The sequence below is a fragment of the Mesorhizobium sp. BAC0120 genome, from assembly GCF_033542235.1.
Lineage (GTDB): Bacteria > Pseudomonadota > Alphaproteobacteria > Rhizobiales > Rhizobiaceae > JAWRCU01.
The window spans coordinates 27186-45214 of the sequence record NZ_JAWRCU010000024.1 but is presented as its reverse complement, the minus strand read 5'-3'; the positions used below and the strand labels follow the sequence as shown (position 1 = coordinate 45214).

The following is an 18029-nucleotide window of genomic DNA, read 5'->3' as shown; positions in this document are numbered from 1 at the left end:
GGTCCAAAATCTCTGACCAGGTAGTTTCACGACGTGGTGATCGTCGACGCCAGTCTGATCAGCGGCTCCATCGCTGAGAGCTGCTGTGGCGCACATATGTCAGGCGGGCTGTCGCACCGCCGTGCCTTGATTATTGTCGATAGTGTAGCCAGAACCCTTCTGCGCCGCGACGCATGATGTCGCTCGCTGTGCCGTGCATGTGTCGGCGAACGCCCGCGTGATCTGGCGGTCGGCAAGGATGGAGAAACGGTCCGTCCAGCTCTGCGATGATTTCAGCGAGCGCCGCGCCAATGCGATGATGACCTGTTTCAAAAGTGATGCCGTCATCGCTCCCATGCCGACCTCATGCGACAAGAGCTCATTCATGGCCTCACGGAGCTTGCCATCAAATGGCTCGCCCCATCAGATGAGCTTCGCCTATGCATAATTTTCCCCGGAGACCCCTGCGTTCTACGGGGAGAAGGTGCTGGCAGGCAGATGCGGGGCAGCGCCGACAGTCAAACCTTAGCCGTTGATATTCCGCCGCGGGTCTAAATAGCCTTGCGGCATAAAGGCCGCGTCAACCGAATTGAAGCGCACGCTCAGTCACCCGAGCCGATCACCTCGTAATGCGCACGCACATCGGCGTGCCGATCTCGATGGCGCTGCCAGTGTCCGTCAGCCGGCCGCTCGCCGGGTCACGTGCGAAGATCGAGATGCGATCGGCATTCTGGTTGGCGCTGAAAAGGTGGCTGCCGGATGGCGTCAGCGCCAGATTGCGCGGCGTGGCGCCGCCGCAGGGCGTGTAGTCGACCAGCGAGAGCTTTCCGGTGTCCTGCTCGACCGCGAAGATCGCAATCGAATCGTGGCCACGGTTCGAGCCGTATAGGAATTTCCCGTCCGGCGAGATCTGGATGTCGGCGCAATGGTTGCCCTCACGCGCCTCGGCCGGCACGGCGGGCTGGGCATCGATGAAAGCCAGGCCGCCGGTCTCGGCGTCGAGCGCCAGCGAGACCACGGTCGAGTCGAGCTCGTTCATGACAAAGACGTATTTGCCGTTGGGATGCAGCGCGACATGGCGAGGGCCGGCACCTGGCTTCAGGCCCGTCTCGAGCAGAGGTGTCAGGCTGCCATCAGCTTCGATGCGGTAGGTGACGAGGCAATCTATGCCGAGATCGGCGACGATCGCGAGATTTCCGGCGACGGCCTCGGTGACCGAGTGAGCGTGACTGCGTTCCTGCCGCTCGGCATTCGGGCCGGTACCCTCATGCTCAACGCTTGCGATCGGCGGCGTCAGGCCCCCATCAGCGCGAATACCGTAGACGGCGACGGCCTGGTCCGGTCCACCCTCGCCCATTCCGTAGTTGGCGACCAGGAGCTTCGTGCCGTCACGTGTGAGCGTATTGTGGGCGGTGATGCTGCCGAGCGCAGGCTGCTTGTTGATATAGGTGAGTGCATTGGTCTCCCGGTCGAAGCGGTATGCCGAGACCGTCCCCTCGCGCCAGCCAAACACCTCCGAATTGGCATAGATGTGCGTTCCATCCGGCGTAACGGACAGGAAGGTCGGGTTGTCGATATCGCTGGTTTCGGCGAGCTTCGTCGAGGCCAGTGTCACATCATCAAACGCGTAGACGGAGAGCCCGACCCCGCGCGCACCCTGGAAATAGGGTGCTTCGCGATTGAGTGTGCCGACGAAAATGAGGTGATTGGTCACTGATCCCTCCCATGATTTGAAAGTCTTTTTTGGCAGTAGAGTTTACCGGCAGTTGGCGTCAACGGATAGCCTGAATGGCCGCGAGGTTCGGCCGACGATACATTAGCGATGCTTAAAATATGAATGTCCGAGTTTGCGGGTTCGTTACCTCGCGCGCCTAAGGTAACGCCCAGGGGGCGACGGAGAGGCGGCGATGGCTCGTCTGCACGAACGCTGTAGGCTGATCCCTCAAATCCAATGCCAGCCAGTCGTGACACCCGCTCACAAATGCGCGTGGCATGGCTGCACAGAAAGCTTTGCCGGCCAGCTACCCGATGAATGGCGCTGGCTTCTGCTGCATGGTGGCGATCCGGTGCTGCGCTTCGACGATATCCCGCTTCGCTGCATCGATCAGGACGCCGTCCTGTGTCCGCAGCATGCCCGCGAGCTCAACCGGCTGCTGACACATGCCGGGATTGCGCCAAGGGCCTGATCCAGGTCGGCGCCGCATGCCCCCCGCGCGCGTCAATGCTGCCAACAAAAAAACAGCAATTCGTCAAATTTGACGGTCGATGGATCAGCGTGTAGCATCGAAATGCTACGGTGAACCCGCTTACGATGCCAGATTTCGGTGCCAGGAAAGCAGTTGCGTCCTGGAATTTGTCCGGATCGAATGTCGAAATGCTTGACACCATCAAGGAACCCGGCGATTTGCGCCGGCAAGATGTGGCTGATCTCAAGCAGATGAGCCTCCCCGAAAGTTTTTCCGGTCACGACTGCCCGATGGCGATGTACGCCAAGTCGGGCCTGAATTCGGCCGGAATCGTTTCGAAAGCCTTCAGCATTCTTGGGAACGATGTTCACACCTGCGCGGTTGGACACGGCTGAGCATGACAGTCGGAGCGCCCCAAGGAGCAATCAGACCGGCGGTTCAGGTTATTCTTGCCCAGCCCCGTGGTTTTTGCGCAGGCGTCGTCCGCGCCATTGAGATCGTCAATCGCGCGCTTCAGAAATCCGACGCACCGATCTATGTCCGCCATGAGATCGTGCACAATAAGCATGTCGTTGACAGCCTGAGGGCGAAAGGGGCACGCTTTGTGGAGAGTATCTCTGAAATGCCGGACGATGCCGTCGCCATCTTCAGTGCGCACGGGGTTTCGCAACATGTCGAAGGCCAGGCAAGGGAACGCGGGCTTGCGGTCTTGGATGCTACCTGCCCTCTCGTAACCAAGGTGCATAATCAGGCGCGGCGGTACATCGCGCAGGGTCGGACCCTGGTTCTCATCGGCCATGCCGGGCACCCGGAGGTCGAGGGGACAATGGGCCAGATCTCCGCGCCCGTCACTCTGGTTCAGACGGAGGAAGATGTCGACATGCTCGACCTCCCCGCAGACACGCCCGTCGCCTATGTCACGCAGACGACGCTGAGCGTGGACGACACGAGGGGGATCATCGATGCGTTGAAGCGGCGCTTCAGCGATCTGGTTGGGCCCGAGACAAGAGATATCTGCTACGCCACGCAAAATCGTCAGACTGCGGTCCGTGAACTCAGTAAGATTGTCGACGTCATTCTGGTTGTGGGAGCAAAGAACAGCTCGAACTCGAATCGCCTGCGTGAGATAGGATCTGAGGCAGGCATTCCCAGCTATCTTATCGCTGACGGCAGCGAGCTAGATGCGGACATGGTGCGAGACGCGCGCGCGATCGGGATCACGGCCGGCGCATCGGCCCCAGAAGTTTTGGTCGATGATGTCGTTGAGGCACTGCGTCGCCTTGCTCCGGTCGAAGTCTCTGTACTCCCTGGGCCTGAAGAGACGATCGAATTCCGATTGCCACCGCAATTGATGTCCCCCTAAGCGTCTTGCGAGCGTTTGCCGAGGAAGAGCCGCATGGCGATCCCATTCTTCAAGGAAATCAAGATCGGAGCCTATCTTCTCAGCCAGAAGATCCGGGGCCGCCAGCGCTATCCGCTGGTTCTGATGTTGGAGCCGCTGTTTCGCTGCAATCTCGCTTGCGCTGGATGCGGCAAGATCGACTATCCGGATCCGATCTTGAACAAGCGCCTGTCGGTTCAAGAGTGCCTTGATGCCGTGGATGAATGTGGCGCCCCAATGGTTGCAATTCCGGGTGGCGAGCCGCTGATCCATCGGGAGATCGATGCGATCGTCAGAGGGATAGTCGCACGCAAGAAGTTCGTTTCACTCTGCACAAATGCGCTGCTGCTCGAGAAGAAGCTCCATCTGTTCGAGCCCTCGCCCTATTTGTTCTTTTCCGTCCACCTCGATGGGCTCAGAGAACATCATGACAAGTCGGTTTCGCAAAAGGGCGTCTTCGACAAGGCGGTCGCAGCCATAAAGGCCGCAAAGGCGAAGGGCTTCTCGGTCAACGTCAATATGACGATCTTCGACGGTCACTCGGCTGAGGACGTCGCCGCCTTTCTCGATTTCGCCAAGCAACTCGGCGTGGGCGTATCAATTTCGCCGGGCTACGCCTACGAGCGGGCGCCCGACCAGGCTCATTTCCTCAACCGTCGTAAGACCAAGGAGCTATTCCGCCAGATCTTTGCGTTAGGCTCGGGGAAAAAGTGGGGTTTCATGCATTCGACCCTGTTCCTCGACTTTCTCGCCGGCAACCGGGAATATCACTGCACCCCCTGGGGCATGCCCACGCGCAACGTGTTCGGATGGCAGAAGCCCTGTTATTTGCTGGGCGAGGGCTACGTGCAAACCTTCAAAGAGCTGATGGAAACGACCGAGTGGGACGCGTACGGAACCGGTCGATATGAAAAATGCGCCAACTGCATGGCCCATTGCGGTTACGAACCGACGGCAGTCCAGGCCACTCTCAGCGACCCGATCAACGCGCTATGGACTGCATGGCGCGGGGTCCGCACCGAAGGACCGATGGCGCCGGAGATATCGCTTGATCGGCAGCGGCCTGCGCAGTTTGTCTTCTCCCGTCACGTCCAGGAAATGCTGAACGACATTCATGCAGCTCATTCCGGCGGAGCCAGGCAAGACCCGGCGGGCATTGGCGCCCTTCGCACATAAGCCGTGACTTTCTTTCGGCTCGCTCCATACTACGATCAGGGCCGAGGTGGTCCGCAGCGCACTACCTACTCATTTGACAGCCACAATCGCTCGCCGGCGCAAGCTCGCTCATGCTCACATCGTTTTTTGTCGGCCTTTTCGGTTTCTGCACGCGACATCCCTGGCCGGTCGTCGCGGCTGGACTGCTTGTTGCAGTTGCATCGGGGATTTACGCCTCGCGACATTTCGCGATCAATACTGACGTAGGCACCTTGTTTTCGCGCGACCCGGATTGGCGCAAGCGCGAATTGGCGTTCGAAGAGGCTTTTCATCCCTCCGAGCGATTGCTCGTCGTCGTTGAAGCGCCGACCCCGGAACTGACAAGCCAGGCAACAACCGCGCTGGCGGCAGCGCTGTCGGAAAACAAGGGTTCTGTTGGAGAAGTCAGCATAATCGGCGGTGGCCCGTTCTTTGTGCGCAACGGGCTGCTCTTCCAGTCCACGCAGGAGCTCGAGCAGACTGTCTCGCAACTGAAGCAGGGTGAGCCCCTGATCAGCGACCTCGCCAAAGATCCGAGCTTGCGTGGGCTTGTCACTGCCCTTGGAGACGGCCTCCAGGCCATTCAGTCGGGCGACCTCAGCATCAGTGATGATTTTACGCGCGTTTTCGATTTGGCCTCGAACACTCTGGAAGATGTGCTGGCCGGACGGCCTGCAAGCTTTTCCTGGCGCGTTGCCACGCAGGGCCGGGCGCCCCAACCCAGCGAGCTCCGCGGCTTCATCGACGTGCGCCCCCACCTCGACTATGGGGCAATCGAGCCCGGCCAAGCGGCGACCACGGCCGTCCGTGAACTCGCCGCTGCAGTTCTTCCGCAATATCAGGCGGATGCGAGGCTGACCGGTCCTGTCGCTATGACGGACGAAGAATTTGCAACAATAAAAGAAAACGCCGTTCGCAACGGTATTGTCACGGCGATCGTGGTCCTGATCATCCTCTGGCTCGCATTGCGTTCGGGCAGGCTCATTTTTCCGGTCTTGATCAATCTGGCGATAGGGCTCGCCATCACGGCGGCGGTCGGCCTGAAGATGGTGGGATCGCTCAACGTGATCTCGATTTATTTTGCAATCTTGTACGTCGGCATAGGAGTGGACTTCGGGATCCAGCTCAGCGTCCGGTATCGGGCAGAGCGGCATGAGTTCAACGATCTCCGCACCGCCCTCCTGCGCACGGCGCGCTTTGCGGGAGTGCCGCTGACGCTGGCTGCTGCCGCGACTGCGGCAGGTTTTCTGTCATTCCTGCCGACCGACTATCGCGGTGTTTCGGAACTCGGCCTGATCGCCGGAGTCGGAATGCTGATCGCGTTGGCAACAAGCATTTCATTGCTGCCGGCCCTTATCTGTTTACTGAGCCCACCGGGCGAACCGAAGCCGCTCAGCCTGTCGTTCCTTGCACCGATCGACGAGTTCCTTGAACGTCGCCGCATTCCGATCGTCATCGGGACGGCGCTTGTTGTGATCGGCGGTCTGCCGCTGCTCTATTATCTGAGATTCGATTCCGACCCGATCAACTTGCGCAATCCCAGGACGGAATCGATCGCCACCTATCTCGATCTCAGCCGCGACCCGGACAGCAACGTCAATGTCATCGAGGTGCTGGCGCCTTCCATCGCCGACGCAAGGACCATCGCGGCGCGCGTTTCGAAGCTTCCTGAAGTCTCGCATGCGATGACAGTTGAGAGCCTCATTCCCGATCGGCAGCAGGAAAAGATGCCGCTCATCGGAGAGGCGGCAAAGACCCTCCAAGCGGCCTTTGATCCACGCAATGCATCGGCACCGCCGACCGACGCTGAGAATGTGGATGCTCTTAAACAAGGTGCCAGTTGGCTCGCCGCCGCGGCAGCCGGTCAATCGGGCGCCGGCGCTATGGCGGCGAACCGAATGGCCCAGGCACTCACCCGGCTTGCCAGTGAAAGCCAGGATGTTCGGAAGCGGGCCGAATCCGCCTTTGTATCGCCGCTGAAATTGACCCTCAGTGAACTCCAAGCCTCATTGGAAGCTCAGCCGATCACTGTGGAGTCGTTGCCCCCGGAGCTGCGGGACGCCTGGGTCACGCCCGACGGACAGGCTCGCGTCACCATCGTACCCAAGGATAATCAGAATGACAGTGAGGCCATGCAGCGGTTTGCCCGCGCCGTGCTGGCGGCGGAACCGAGTGCCACGTCGGGACCGATCTCGATTCTGAAGGCTGGTGACACCGTTCTACGCGCCTTCATCGAGGCCGGCCTATGGGCGGTGCTGTCAATCGCGATTCTGCTGTGGATCGTGCTGCGCCGCTTCGGCGACGTTCTTTTGACCCTGATCCCGCTTATCCTCGCCGGCGTCGTCACATTGGAAGCTTGCGTGCTGATCGACTTGCCGCTCAATTTCGCCAATATCATTGCTCTCCCGCTGCTGCTCGGCGTCGGCGTGGCTTTCAAGATCTACTATGTGATGGCTTGGCGAGCGGGGCAGACGCAACTTCTGCAGACCAGCCTGACGCGGGCGGTATTCTTCAGCGCGCTGACGACAGCCACCGCCTTTGCCAGCCTGTGGTTCTCGAGTCATCCGGGAACATCCAGCATGGGCAAATTGCTGGCGCTGTCGCTCTTGTGCACCCTGTTCGCCGCGGTGGTCTTCCAGCCTTTGCTCATGGGTAAGCCCCGAGAGCTTGCGTCAGATTGATCGCCAACGACCTTATTACGCCGCGCCGGCTCTGCTCCTGAGGCTGTGGCCCGCCAATGTTCGGCCGAGATCCCACACCGCACCAGGTACGCGATGGCAATCGGCAATGACGGCATCAAACGCGTCGCGAATCCATACGCGGTCGGTTTCGTCGATGACGAGCGAGGGCAACAGCTTGATGACGTGAATATTGGGGCCGGAAACCTGGCACAGAATGTGATGGTCGCGGAACAGCGGGATCAGCACCATCTGGCAGAAGAGCCCTTTGTTCGCGCTCTCCAGCAGGTGCCATGCGGTCTTCAGGGCGAAGCTGTGTGGCGCCCCGAATTCAAGCCCGATCATCAATCCCTTTCCGCGAACATCCTTGAGCAACTCATACCTGCCCGTCAGTGCCTGAAGATCGGCCAGCAGCGCGGCGCCCGTTGCGGCGCTGCGCGCGATCAGATTCTCCGCCTCGATGACCTCGAGTGTTGCGAGCGCAGCGGCCATGGCGAGGTCGTTCTTGCCGAAAGTGGAGCCGTGCACCAGGGCGCGGTCCATTCGGTCGAACAGCTTGCTGAAGATCCATTCTTTCATGGCCACCGCGCCGACCGGCACGAACCCACCCGAAAGCGCCTTCGCCAGCAGCACCATATCCGGCTCTACGCCCCAATGCTCGAGGGCAAGGAACCGGCCAGTGCGCCCGATGCCGGTCTGGATCTCGTCAGCGACAAACAGAGTGCCATACCGGCGGCACAGGCGAGCGGCTCCGGGCAGATACTCGTCGGAGGGAATATGGACGCCCTTGCCCTGTATCGGCTCGACGATAAATGCGGCAACATCGGAGCCGGCGAGCGCCGCCTCGAGCGCCGGCAGATCGTCGAACGGCACGCGGACACAATCGCCGAGCAGCGGGCCGAAGCCAGTACGAAACACGTCGGTGCCGTTGACCGAGAGTGCGCCATAGGTGAGCCCGTGGAAGGCATGATCACAATAGACGATCTTGGCGCGTCCCGTGGCGGCGCGTGCGAACTTGATCGCGCTCTCTACGGCTTCAGCGCCGCTATTGCAGAAGAACAGGCGCTCCATTCCAGGCAGCCAGCCCAGCAGGCGCTCGGCAAGCAGCCCGGCCAGCGGCGAGACATCCAGCTGCACGAGATTGGCCATACCCGCATCGAGAACCTGCTTGAGCGCGGCGATTACGGTGGGATGGTTGCGGCCGATGGCGAAGACGCCAAATCCGCTTAGAAGATCAAGAAAACGCCGGCCTTCGCGATCGTAAAGATAGGCTCCAGTTCCCGACGAGAAGTTGACGTCATAGCCGATCGTCTTGAGCACGCGCACAAGCTGCGAATTAAGATATTTGTCGTGCAGGGCATATTTCTCGTTCTGCCGCGCCGCGAGAAGGCCCGCGATATCGATCGCCATTTCCGAATGCTCCTCACCTGAAGGGCTAGTGTTGACGCTGTGCTCGTCTTATGCGGCGGTCGTGCCTGCTGACCGAAACCTGAAAGGGCTTTCCGAAAACTCCATCGGGATGCAAGGTTGCATAGCCTTCTCGAACCTGTCTACCATCGCGACAACAGGAAACCTTGGGCTACCGCGAGCGGGCAACTGCCGAGCATTCAATGATCGAGGATGGCTGTTCTCCTTTTGCACGATCATGGCCAGCGACGTGCCTTCCTGTCTCGGCGGTGTTGCGCTAATTTCAAGCTGGAGCGAGGGTGCGCCCCGCATTGGGACTTGAGCACTATTTTAGCCATTCCGCCCGTTATCGCTGTGACAGGCCTGTCCTTTGAGGCTCGGATAGCCTCAGGCCAGGGCGTCAGCACCTTATGCAGCGGAGATCGCCGGCAGTTGCTTGCGTCGCTGAACGAAGCGGTGGGCCGCGGATGCAGTGGCATCGTTAGTTTCGGAATGGCCGGTGGACTTGACCCGGAAGCGAAGCCGGGGTGCTGGGTCGTGGCGACCGGGGTCGTCACGAACGTAAAGCGATACCCAACCGATGTTCTTTGGTCGCAAGTACTGAGGCAAAAGCTATCGCATGCCATCCAAGGAGATATTGCCGGAGTTGACGCGCCGGTAGCCGCCCCCTCGGCTAAACGAATGCTGCGAGAGCGAACCGGAGCAGCGGCGGTAGATATGGAGTCCCATGTCGCGGCCAGCGTAGCCGCCGCCTGCAACGTACCCTTCGCGGTTTGCAGAGTGATCGTCGATCCAGCCCATCGAGCCCTGCCGCCTGCAGCCCTGCTCGGGCAGCGTCGCGACGGGACACTGAATATCATCGGCGTGCTCGCCTCGGTGCTACACTCGCCGGGTCAGCTGCCGGCTCTGATGCGCACCGCCATGGACGCACGGAAAGCGCGGACGGCGCTAATGCGCGGCCGGCGCCTCTTTGGCTCGAATTTCAGTTTCCCTGACCCAAATCCTGGCAGGCGCCCGGTATCTGCGGGGTTCGTGCAATGATTGCGTCGTCGCACGGCTATAGGTAAGCTGCATTAGCGATAACGCTCTCGACCAACGGCGAAACGGCAACTTAAATCTGACATTGTCCCGATTCGGATTCTAGTTCGTCATTTCATCAAGCGGGAGATCCGAGGGTCCGAATAGCTATGATCCTGCTCGCCTGCGTTGCGTTGGGAATCTGGCTTTATCTGGTCGCTTGGCGCGGCGGCTTCTGGCTTGCGGCCATACGTGACGAGGCTGGTCCGGCGCCGTCGGATTGGCCCGCTGTGACGGCTGTCATTCCAGCACGCAACGAGGCCGACGGCATCGCTGAATGCATCACTTCGCTTGGCCGGCAAGACTATCGGGGCCGGTTTTCCATCATCGTCGTGGATGACCAAAGCACCGACGGCACGGGAGAGATCGCACGAAGAGCTGCTCGAAGAGCAGGGTTCAACGACCGATTGACGGTTTTGGCCGGGGGCGCACCGCCAGCCGGCTGGACAGGCAAGCTATGGGCGATGAAGCAGGGCATCGAGCATGCGCACACACGCCTCCCCGCCTATTTGCTATTTACCGACGGCGACATCGTGTACTCGACCGATATGCTTTCGCGTCTCGTGGCAAAGGCCGAGGCGGACGGTCTGGTACTCAATTCGTTGATGGCGAAGTTGCGGTGCGTCAGCTTGGCCGAGCGGGCCCTTGTTCCCGCTTTCGTGTTCTTTTTTCAAATGCTCTATCCCTTTGCCTGGGTAAATCGGCCCAAGCATCGCATGGCTGCAGCAGCCGGCGGCTGCATGCTGGTGCGGCTGGATGCACTTCGCGCCGCCGGCGGAATTGAGAGCATCCGAGGCGAATTGATCGACGATTGCGCTCTTGCAGCGAAACTCAAACGGCAAGGTGCGATCCGGCTGGCGCTGACCGACGGTGTACACAGCATCCGCGCCTATCCTGCGCTCGGAGACATTCGCCGCATGGTCGCCCGTTCGGCATATGCGCAGCTGCGCTATTCTCCAGTGGCGTTGGTCATGACCGTCGCCGGAATGGCGCTCACTTACCTGACACCAGTGATGCTGACGATTTTTGGTCGTGGGTTGGCACAAGCGTCAGGTCTCTTCACATGGACGATCATGGCTTTCGCCTTCCAGCCAACATTGCGATTTTACCATCTCTCGCCCTTGTGGGGCCTCTTCCTTCCAGGGATCGCCCTCATGTACACGGCATTCACGCTGGATTCCGCATATCAGCATGCACGGGGAGCGGGCGGGCTTTGGAAGGGCCGCGTGCAGGCGCCACTCCGATGACAGCTCCAAGCGCCTTTCGCTCCGGAAAGACGTACCGCGATGAAAACTTCCCGGTGGCATCGCGACTGATCCCTCGTCGTCATCGCGACGTGATCCTTGCCTTCTACGAATTTGTCCGCACCGCCGACGACATCGCCGACCATCCCTCTCTCCGAGCTCAGGACAAGCTCGATCTGCTGGACCGTATGGAAGGAGATCTTCTCGGCTTCGGCAACTGGAGCGAGGAAGCTTCCGCATTGCGTCGGGCGCTTGCCGAACGCGAACTTGCGCCTCACCACGCGCAAGACCTCCTCAAGGCGTTCCGGCTCGATGTGGTCAAGCGTCGCTATGCCGACTGGAACGACCTCCTGAATTACTGCAGGTACTCCGCCATGCCCGTCGGACGCTTCGTGCTCGACGTTCACGGCGAAAGCCGCGCCACATGGTCGGCATCGGACTCAATCTGTGCGGCCTTGCAGATCATCAACCACCTGCAGGATTGTGGCGACGACTTTCGCAAGCTTGACCGTATCTATTTGCCCGAGGATGCACTTGAGGCTTTTGGCCTCGGGACCGAGGCGCTCGGAGAAGCGACCGCTTCTCCGCAGCTTCGCCGCTGCCTTGCGAGCCTGGCTCGACGCGCTGAAGACCTCCTGCGGCAAGGGGATGACCTTCCGGTGCTGGTGCGCAATACCCGGCTTGCACTTGAGATTGCGGTTATTCATATGCTCGCGCTGCGTCTGACGCGCTATATCGCCGGCCGCGATCCGTTGGGCCAGCGCATGCATCTCGGCGCGCTCGAAGTGGCGGCGACCAGTTGCCGCGCAGCCCTCAAGGGCGTTTCGCAGCGGATTGGCTCTCGCCTTTCCCTATCTGTGAAGCACGAATGATGATTGACAGCGGCTTACCTTCATCGGAAGCCGCGCGGCGCGCATCGGGCAGCTCATTCTATGCAGCAATGCGGATCTTGCCCCAGCCGCAGCGCCAGGCGATGTTCGAGATCTATTCGTTCTGCCGGGCTGTCGACGACATCGCTGATGGGTACCAGGCCGACTCCGAGATCCGCCTCGAGCAATTGCAGCACTGGCGCAGCCAGATCGACGCTGTCTATGCAGGCAAGCCGCTCTCAAACCTGCGGCAGCTCGCCGATGCAGTAAGCACATTCGACCTTCGCCGAGAGGATTTTCTGGCAATCATCGAAGGAATGCGAATGGACGTGGTATCGGCGATGCGAGCACCCGATCTTTCGACACTCGATATCTACTGCGATCGAGTGGCCTGCGCGGTCGGAAGGCTGAGCGTCCGCGTATTCGGGATGGAAGAGAATGCAGGCATTGCCCTCGCGCATCACCTGGGGCGCGCGTTGCAGCTCACCAATATCTTGCGTGACCTCGACGAGGACGCCACGATCGGTCGCCTGTATCTTCCGAGGGAAGCCCTGGATGATGCGGGAATAACTACATCCGACCCGCTGACGGTGTTATCGGATCCAGCGATTGACAAGGCCTGCCTCATGATCGCTGCCCGAGCGCATCAGCATTTCACCCAAGCTGAGATGATCATGGCACGCAGCCCGCGCCGGATCGTGCGGACACCGCGCAGCATGGCTGCCGCCTACCGCATGATGCTCAATCGCCTGACGGCGCGAGGGTGGCGCGCACCGCGCGCGCCGGTGCGCCTTCGCCCGCGCCAACTCCTCTGGATCGTTCTGCGCTACGTCGTGTGATGCGCGCGGTTCACATCATCGGTGCAGGACTTGCCGGCCTTTCGGCGGCGGTGCGGCTGGCGTCGTCTGGCATTCCTGTGACGGTCTACGAAGCTGCAAATCAGGCGGGCGGCCGATGCCGGTCATATCATGATCCGATCCTCGATATGACCATCGACAACGGCAACCATCTTCTGCTTTCGGGCAACCAGGCGGCTCTTTCCTATCTCGAGAAGATCGGGGCACTCGATCGCGTAACAGGACCGTCAAAAGCGGAGTTCCCGTTTGTCGATCTTGCGAGCGGCGAACGATGGACGCTCCGCCCTAACGACGGCCGTCTTCCATGGTGGCTCTTCGCTCGTCAGCGTCGCGTGCCCGGCACACGCTCCCTCGATTATCTGGTCCTGTTGCGCTTCCTTTGGGCAGGACCGCACAAGGCAATCGGTGACGTGTTGGATTGTAAGGGGACGCTCTACGAGCGGCTGATTGATCCCTTCTTCCGCGCCGTCCTCAACACAGAGCCGCAGAAGGCGTCGGCAGCCCTGGCCTGGGCTGTGCTTCGCGAGTCGCTGGCGGCAGGCGGACGCAATTATCGCCCGCTGGTCGCCCAGGGAGGCCTCTCGAGCGCATTCGTCGAACCTGCGCTGCGATTTGTCGAGACGCATGGAGGAGCGCTCGCCCTCAGCCAGCGATTGCGCGCGCTTGCCTTCGACGACGACCACATTACGGCGTTGGATTTCGCCGGCGCTTCGGTGCCGCTAGCGAAGGAAGATGCCGTCATTCTTGCCGTTCCACCGGCCGTCGCGGCCTCGCTTGTTCCTGAACTGATCACCCCGGTCGAATCCCGGACTATCGTCAACGCGCATTTCCGTATTCCCGTGCCAGCTGGCGTCGCGCCCATTACCGGGGTGATCAATGGAGAGATCGAATGGCTATTCGCTTTCCCGGACCGCCTCTCCGTTACGATCAGTGCCGCCGACCGCTTGCTCGAGACACCCCGAGAGGAGCTTGCCAGCCGGATCTGGGAGGAAGTCGCCGAGGTGGCTGACATAGTCTCTCCCATGCCCCCCTGGCAGATCATCCGGGAACGGCGGGCGACTTTCGCTGCCCTGCCGCAGGAGGATGCAAAGCGCCCCAGCGCTCACACAAGGTGGCGTAATCTTGTTCTTGCCGGGGATTGGACAGCAACAGGATTGCCCGCAACGATCGAGGGGGCAGTCCGGTCAGGCAATCGGGCGGCCGAACTGATCCTCAACACGAGCGCACCCTAAGCAACATGTCCGATACATCAATCGATCAGAGCGTCGGCGGCCCAGATGCCTCAAAGCTGGAGCGCGCGATCGGTGCAGCCTCCGAAGCGCTGCTCGTCTGCCAGCATCCCGACGGCCACTGGATCTTCGAACTGGAGGCCGATGCGACCATCCCGGCGGAATACGTACTGTTGCGGCATTATCTCGGTGAGCCCGTTGACGCGTCACTGGAAGCGAAGATCGCCGCCTATCTGCGCCGCATCCAACGTGCAAGCGGTGGCTGGCCGCTTTTTCACGATGGCGAGTTCGACATGAGCGCCAGCGTAAAAGCCTATTTCGCCCTGAATATGATCGGCGACGACCCGGGGGCGGAGCATATGCGGCGCGCCTGCGAAGCAATCCGCGCACGAGGCGGGGCAGAAGAGAGCAATGTCTTCACCCGAATCCTGTTGGCACTCTACGGCATACTGCCGTGGCGCGCGGTGCCCGTCATGCCGGTGGAGATCATGCTGCTGCCGCGCTGGTTTCCATTCCATCTATCCAAAATATCCTACTGGGCAAGGACGGTGATCGTGCCGCTCCTGGTCCTCCAGGCGCTGAAGCCGACGGCCCGCAATCCCAAGGGCGTAGGAATCGATGAGCTCTTCCTGGGCTCGCCGAGAAACGTCGGTCCTCGCTCGAGAGCACCCCACCAAAAGCGGTCGCTTTTCCTCTTCTTTGCGGGCATCGACGCGGTTTTGCGCCTGGCGGAGCCGTTTTTTCCGAAAGGCATCCGGAAGCGGGCGATCGACAAGGCCGTATCGTTCGTTACCGAGCGGCTCAACGGCAAGGATGGACTTGGCGCGATCTTCCCCGCCATGGCCAACTCGGTCATGATGTTCGATGTACTCGGTTGGGATCACGATCATCCGGATTATGTGACGGCCCGCGCCTCCATCGAGCGGCTGCTCGTCACAAAGGCCGAGGAGGCCTACTGCCAGCCCTGCGTGTCACCGGTCTGGGACACCGCGCTCGCATGCCATGCGCTCCTCGAGGCTGGCACCGGACCCGCGCTCCGTGCCGCGGATGCCGGCCTAACATGGCTCCAACAGCTTCAGGTGCTCGATGTCGCCGGGGACTGGACTGCTCGTCGCCCGGATACGCGGCCAGGTGGCTGGGCATTTCAATACGCGAACCCGCATTATCCCGATCTGGACGACACCGCCGTTGTTGTGATGGCCATGGACCGCATTCAGAAGATTCTCGGCCACCATCGATTTCAGTCCGCAATCGAGCGCGGGCGCGAGTGGATTCTCGGGCTGCAGAGCCGCAGCGGCGGTTGGGCGGCCTTCGATGCCGACAATGAATACCTTTATCTCAACAACATCCCATTCGCCGATCACGGCGCCCTGCCGGACCCGCCGAGCGAGGACGTCACTGCCCGCTGCGTATCGATGTTCGCCCAATTCGGAGAACGTCCGCCAGCGAGCCACAGCCTCAGCAAGGCGTTGGCCTATCTTTCTCGGAAGCAACGACCTGACGGAAGCTGGTATGGCCGATGGGGCATGAACTACATTTACGGCACATGGTCGGCTCTATGCGGCCTCAGCGCGATTGGCATGCCGCCTGAATCGCCCCAAATCCGGCAGGCAGTAAGCTGGCTCCTCTCCATCCAGAATGCCGACGGGGGATGGGGCGAAGGGGCAGCAAGCTACGCGCTCGACTATCGGCACCACCAGGCCGTCGCGAGCACCGCGTCACAGACCTCCTGGGCATTGCTCGGCCTCATGGCCGCAGGCGCGGTCAGTCATCCCGCAGTTGCGCGCGGGATCGACTTCCTTCTGCGGACCCAAAAATCGGATGGGTTTTGGGAGGAGGATCAATACACCGGCACCGGTTTTCCCCGCGCTTTCTACCTGCGGTACCACGGCTATCCGAAATTCTTTCCCCTGTGGGCTTTGGCGCGCTACCGGAACGTTATCGGAGGCGGCGCCACCAGCTTTGGCATGTGAGTTGAGCCGCCCGGCGGTGAAAGACCGATACCGACATCCCGCCGGCCATGAGGGCATCGTCAATCTCGTCGTCGTGCCCTCAGCTGAGTTCTTGGGCGAGTCCGATGAGAAGCCCTTCGGGCCCGCGGATGTAGCAGAGCCGATACGCCTCTTTATACTGGACTACTTCGCCTACGAGCTGCGCGCCGCGATTGCGAAGCCTTTCAAGCGTCTCGTCGAGGTCGTCCACGGCGAACATGACGCGAAGGTAGCCCAGAGCGTTGACCGGGGCGTTGCGGTGATCCGCGACGGCAGGCGGCTCGAGGAAGCGGGACAGCTCGAGCCGGCTGTGGCCGTCCGGGGTGCGCATCATGGCAATCTCGACGCGCTGATCGCCCAATCCAGTGACACGCCCGGCCCATTCTCCTTCGATCGTGGCCCGCCCTTCGAGCTCAAGGCCGAGCTCGCGAAAGAAATCGATCGTCTGCCCGAGGTCATCGACGACGATTCCTATGTTGTCCATCCGTTTGAGGGCCATGGGTCCAAACTACAAGCTGTCGTCCGGGCCGTAAACTCAGTCGCGTCTCGATCAAAAGCCCGTGAGCCTACCGCCTAAAACCAGAACACCCCGCGCGCGAGATACTTTACCATCCCGCGAAGGCTGTGAGCGCGGCCGCATTCACCCGCCCTGCCGCGACGTCGGTCAGCGCCTGGTCGAGCAGTTCCACCCCGGCGTCGGCTTCCGGAATGGTCAGCGTCAACGGCGGCGTGAATTCGAGCACGTTGGAGTTTACGCCGACATAGAAGACGACCAGTCCGAGCTCGAAGGCGCGAAACACGGTCAGCGCCGTCTCGGTCTTCGCCGGTGCTTTCCCTGCTCGGTCCTGGACCAGCTCGACGCCGATCGCCAGACCGCGGCCGCGCACGTCGCCGATCAGCGGATGCTTCTGCTTCAGTCCTTCCAGCCGAGCGATCAAGTGGCGGCCGACCTCGGCAGCATGGCGCGCCAACTGGTTGCGCTCGATCGTGTCGAGCACCGCGCAACCCGCTGCAGCGCAAACGGGATTGCCATGCACCGTCTGGAAGGAGAAGGCCGCAGCGTGGTTTATGATCGCCTCCGGCCCAATGGCTGCCGATACAGGCAGCCCGCCGCCGAGCCCTTTGCCGAACACCACGATGTCGGGCTCGATGCCGAGATGTTCGTAGGCGTGCAGCCGACCGGTGCGGCCGAGCCCGACCTTCACCTCGTCCGAGACGAGCAGGATGCCGTGCTTACGGCAGAGTGCCTCTACTGACTGGAAATAGCCGTCGGGCGGCACGACCATCCCACCGTCCGATTGGATCGGCTCGAGGAAAAGTGCTGCTACCTCGTCAGGCGGCACCTGCTCGGCGAACAATGTCTCCAGCTCAGCCAAGGCGGCCTTGCCGGCCAACTCGGCCCCGTCGTCTCGATGGGCATTGGGATAAGAGATCAGCGTCAGCCCTGGAGCCTTGGGCACGCCCTGCTGCACCGGATGACCCGAGATCGCCATCGAGCCCGACGTGCCGCCGTGATAGGCGCCTTTGTAGGAGATGATGCGCGGCCGGCCGGTCGCCGCGACGACGGCCCTCGCCACCGTCTCGTTGGCGTCGGAGCCCGAATGTCCAAGCCAAACGCGTCCCCTCGCCCGATCCGGCACGATCGCGAGGAGCCTTTCGGCCAGCTCTACGGCCGGCAGGTTGGCGGAGGACAGATGGCTCGCGCCCGCCTGGCTCGACAGTGCTCTGTTGACCGCCTCCCGTACTGCCGGATGCGAATGGCCGAGGCTCGCCGCTCCCCAGGAGGCGGAGAAGTCGAGCAGCCTGCGCCCGTCATCTCCGATCAGCCACGCACCCTCGCCGCCGGCCACAGCCAATGGAAAGAAGCGCAGGAAGGACATCTTCGAAAGCGCCTGCTGATCGCGCTCGTAGAGGCTGAGCCCCTTCCCCTCATCCAT

The 18029-nt window shown here is 61.3% G+C and carries 15 protein-coding genes; 10 read left to right on the top strand and 5 right to left on the bottom strand.

Translation table 11 applies throughout. From position 1 onward, the window contains the following. Positions 1-99: 99 nt before the first annotated feature. Together SAZ10_RS30835 and SAZ10_RS30830 are read right to left on the bottom strand one after the other, a co-directional pair. A complete protein-coding gene (locus SAZ10_RS30835; protein ID WP_318613313.1) occupies positions 100-366 on the bottom strand; it encodes a hypothetical protein in 267 nt (88 codons plus the stop codon). 232 nt (positions 367-598) lie between these two features. Beyond that, entirely contained in the window at positions 599-1693 is a 1095-nt protein-coding gene (locus tag SAZ10_RS30830) for a lactonase family protein (protein WP_318613312.1), read from the bottom strand. 660 nt (positions 1694-2353) lie between these two features. Between SAZ10_RS30830 and SAZ10_RS30825 the strand changes: the two genes are divergently transcribed. The 4 genes from SAZ10_RS30825 (at position 2354) to SAZ10_RS30810 (ending at position 7421) form a co-directional block, all read left to right on the top strand. After that, entirely contained in the window at positions 2354-2560 is a 207-nt protein-coding gene (locus SAZ10_RS30825; protein ID WP_318613311.1) for a hypothetical protein, read from the top strand. 2 nt (positions 2561-2562) lie between these two features. Then, positions 2563-3528, top strand: a complete 966-nt coding sequence (gene ispH / locus SAZ10_RS30820; RefSeq protein ID WP_318613310.1) for a 4-hydroxy-3-methylbut-2-enyl diphosphate reductase — start codon at positions 2563-2565, stop codon at positions 3526-3528. 33 nt (positions 3529-3561) lie between these two features. After that, a complete protein-coding gene (gene hpnH / locus SAZ10_RS30815; RefSeq protein WP_318613309.1) occupies positions 3562-4722 on the top strand; it encodes an adenosyl-hopene transferase HpnH in 1161 nt (386 codons plus the stop codon). Between the two features lie 110 nt (positions 4723-4832). After that, positions 4833-7421, top strand: a complete 2589-nt coding sequence (locus SAZ10_RS30810; protein WP_318613307.1) for an MMPL family transporter — start codon at positions 4833-4835, stop codon at positions 7419-7421. Between the two features lie 15 nt (positions 7422-7436). Here the strand turns inward: SAZ10_RS30810 and SAZ10_RS30805 are convergent, their stop codons facing one another. Further along, entirely contained in the window at positions 7437-8828 is a 1392-nt protein-coding gene (locus tag SAZ10_RS30805; RefSeq protein ID WP_318613306.1) for an aspartate aminotransferase family protein, read from the bottom strand. A gap of 210 nt (positions 8829-9038) precedes the next feature. Between SAZ10_RS30805 and SAZ10_RS33675 the strand changes: the two genes are divergently transcribed. The 6 genes from SAZ10_RS33675 to shc all read left to right on the top strand — a co-directional run bounded on the left by SAZ10_RS33675 (position 9039) and on the right by shc (position 16074). Continuing rightward, positions 9039-9866 carry a phosphorylase gene (locus SAZ10_RS33675; RefSeq protein ID WP_412535332.1) on the top strand — a complete coding sequence of 276 codons (828 nt, stop codon included), beginning with the start codon at positions 9039-9041 and terminating at the stop codon, positions 9864-9866. 146 nt (positions 9867-10012) lie between these two features. After that, positions 10013-11149: a glycosyltransferase gene (locus SAZ10_RS30795; RefSeq protein ID WP_318613304.1), complete on the top strand. Its 1137-nt coding sequence runs from the start codon at positions 10013-10015 to the stop codon at positions 11147-11149. Further along, complete coding sequence (hpnC, locus tag SAZ10_RS30790; protein ID WP_318613303.1) at positions 11146-12018, top strand: squalene synthase HpnC; 873 nt, start codon at positions 11146-11148, stop codon at positions 12016-12018. Before SAZ10_RS30795 ends, hpnC begins: the two co-directional genes overlap by 4 nt. After that, the gene (gene hpnD / locus SAZ10_RS30785; RefSeq protein ID WP_318613302.1) at positions 12015-12854 is read left to right on the top strand and encodes a presqualene diphosphate synthase HpnD; all 840 of its coding nucleotides are present in this window, start codon (positions 12015-12017) and stop codon (positions 12852-12854) included. The genes hpnC and hpnD overlap by 4 nt, the downstream gene beginning before the upstream one ends. Next, positions 12854-14104, top strand: a complete 1251-nt coding sequence (gene hpnE / locus SAZ10_RS30780; RefSeq protein WP_318613301.1) for a hydroxysqualene dehydroxylase HpnE — start codon at positions 12854-12856, stop codon at positions 14102-14104. Before hpnD ends, hpnE begins: the two co-directional genes overlap by 1 nt. 5 nt (positions 14105-14109) lie before the next feature. Then, a complete protein-coding gene (gene shc, locus SAZ10_RS30775; RefSeq protein ID WP_318613299.1) occupies positions 14110-16074 on the top strand; it encodes a squalene--hopene cyclase in 1965 nt (654 codons plus the stop codon). A 79-nt stretch (positions 16075-16153) separates the two neighbouring features. Here shc and SAZ10_RS30770 read toward each other — a convergent pair whose 3' ends face one another. Both SAZ10_RS30770 and SAZ10_RS30765 read right to left on the bottom strand, forming a co-directional pair. Then, on the bottom strand, positions 16154-16591 hold the full coding sequence (locus tag SAZ10_RS30770) for a VOC family protein (protein WP_318613298.1): 438 nt from the start codon (positions 16589-16591) through the stop codon (positions 16154-16156). 106 nt (positions 16592-16697) lie between these two features. Beyond that, complete coding sequence (locus SAZ10_RS30765) at positions 16698-18029, bottom strand: aspartate aminotransferase family protein (RefSeq protein ID WP_318613297.1); 1332 nt, start codon at positions 18027-18029, stop codon at positions 16698-16700.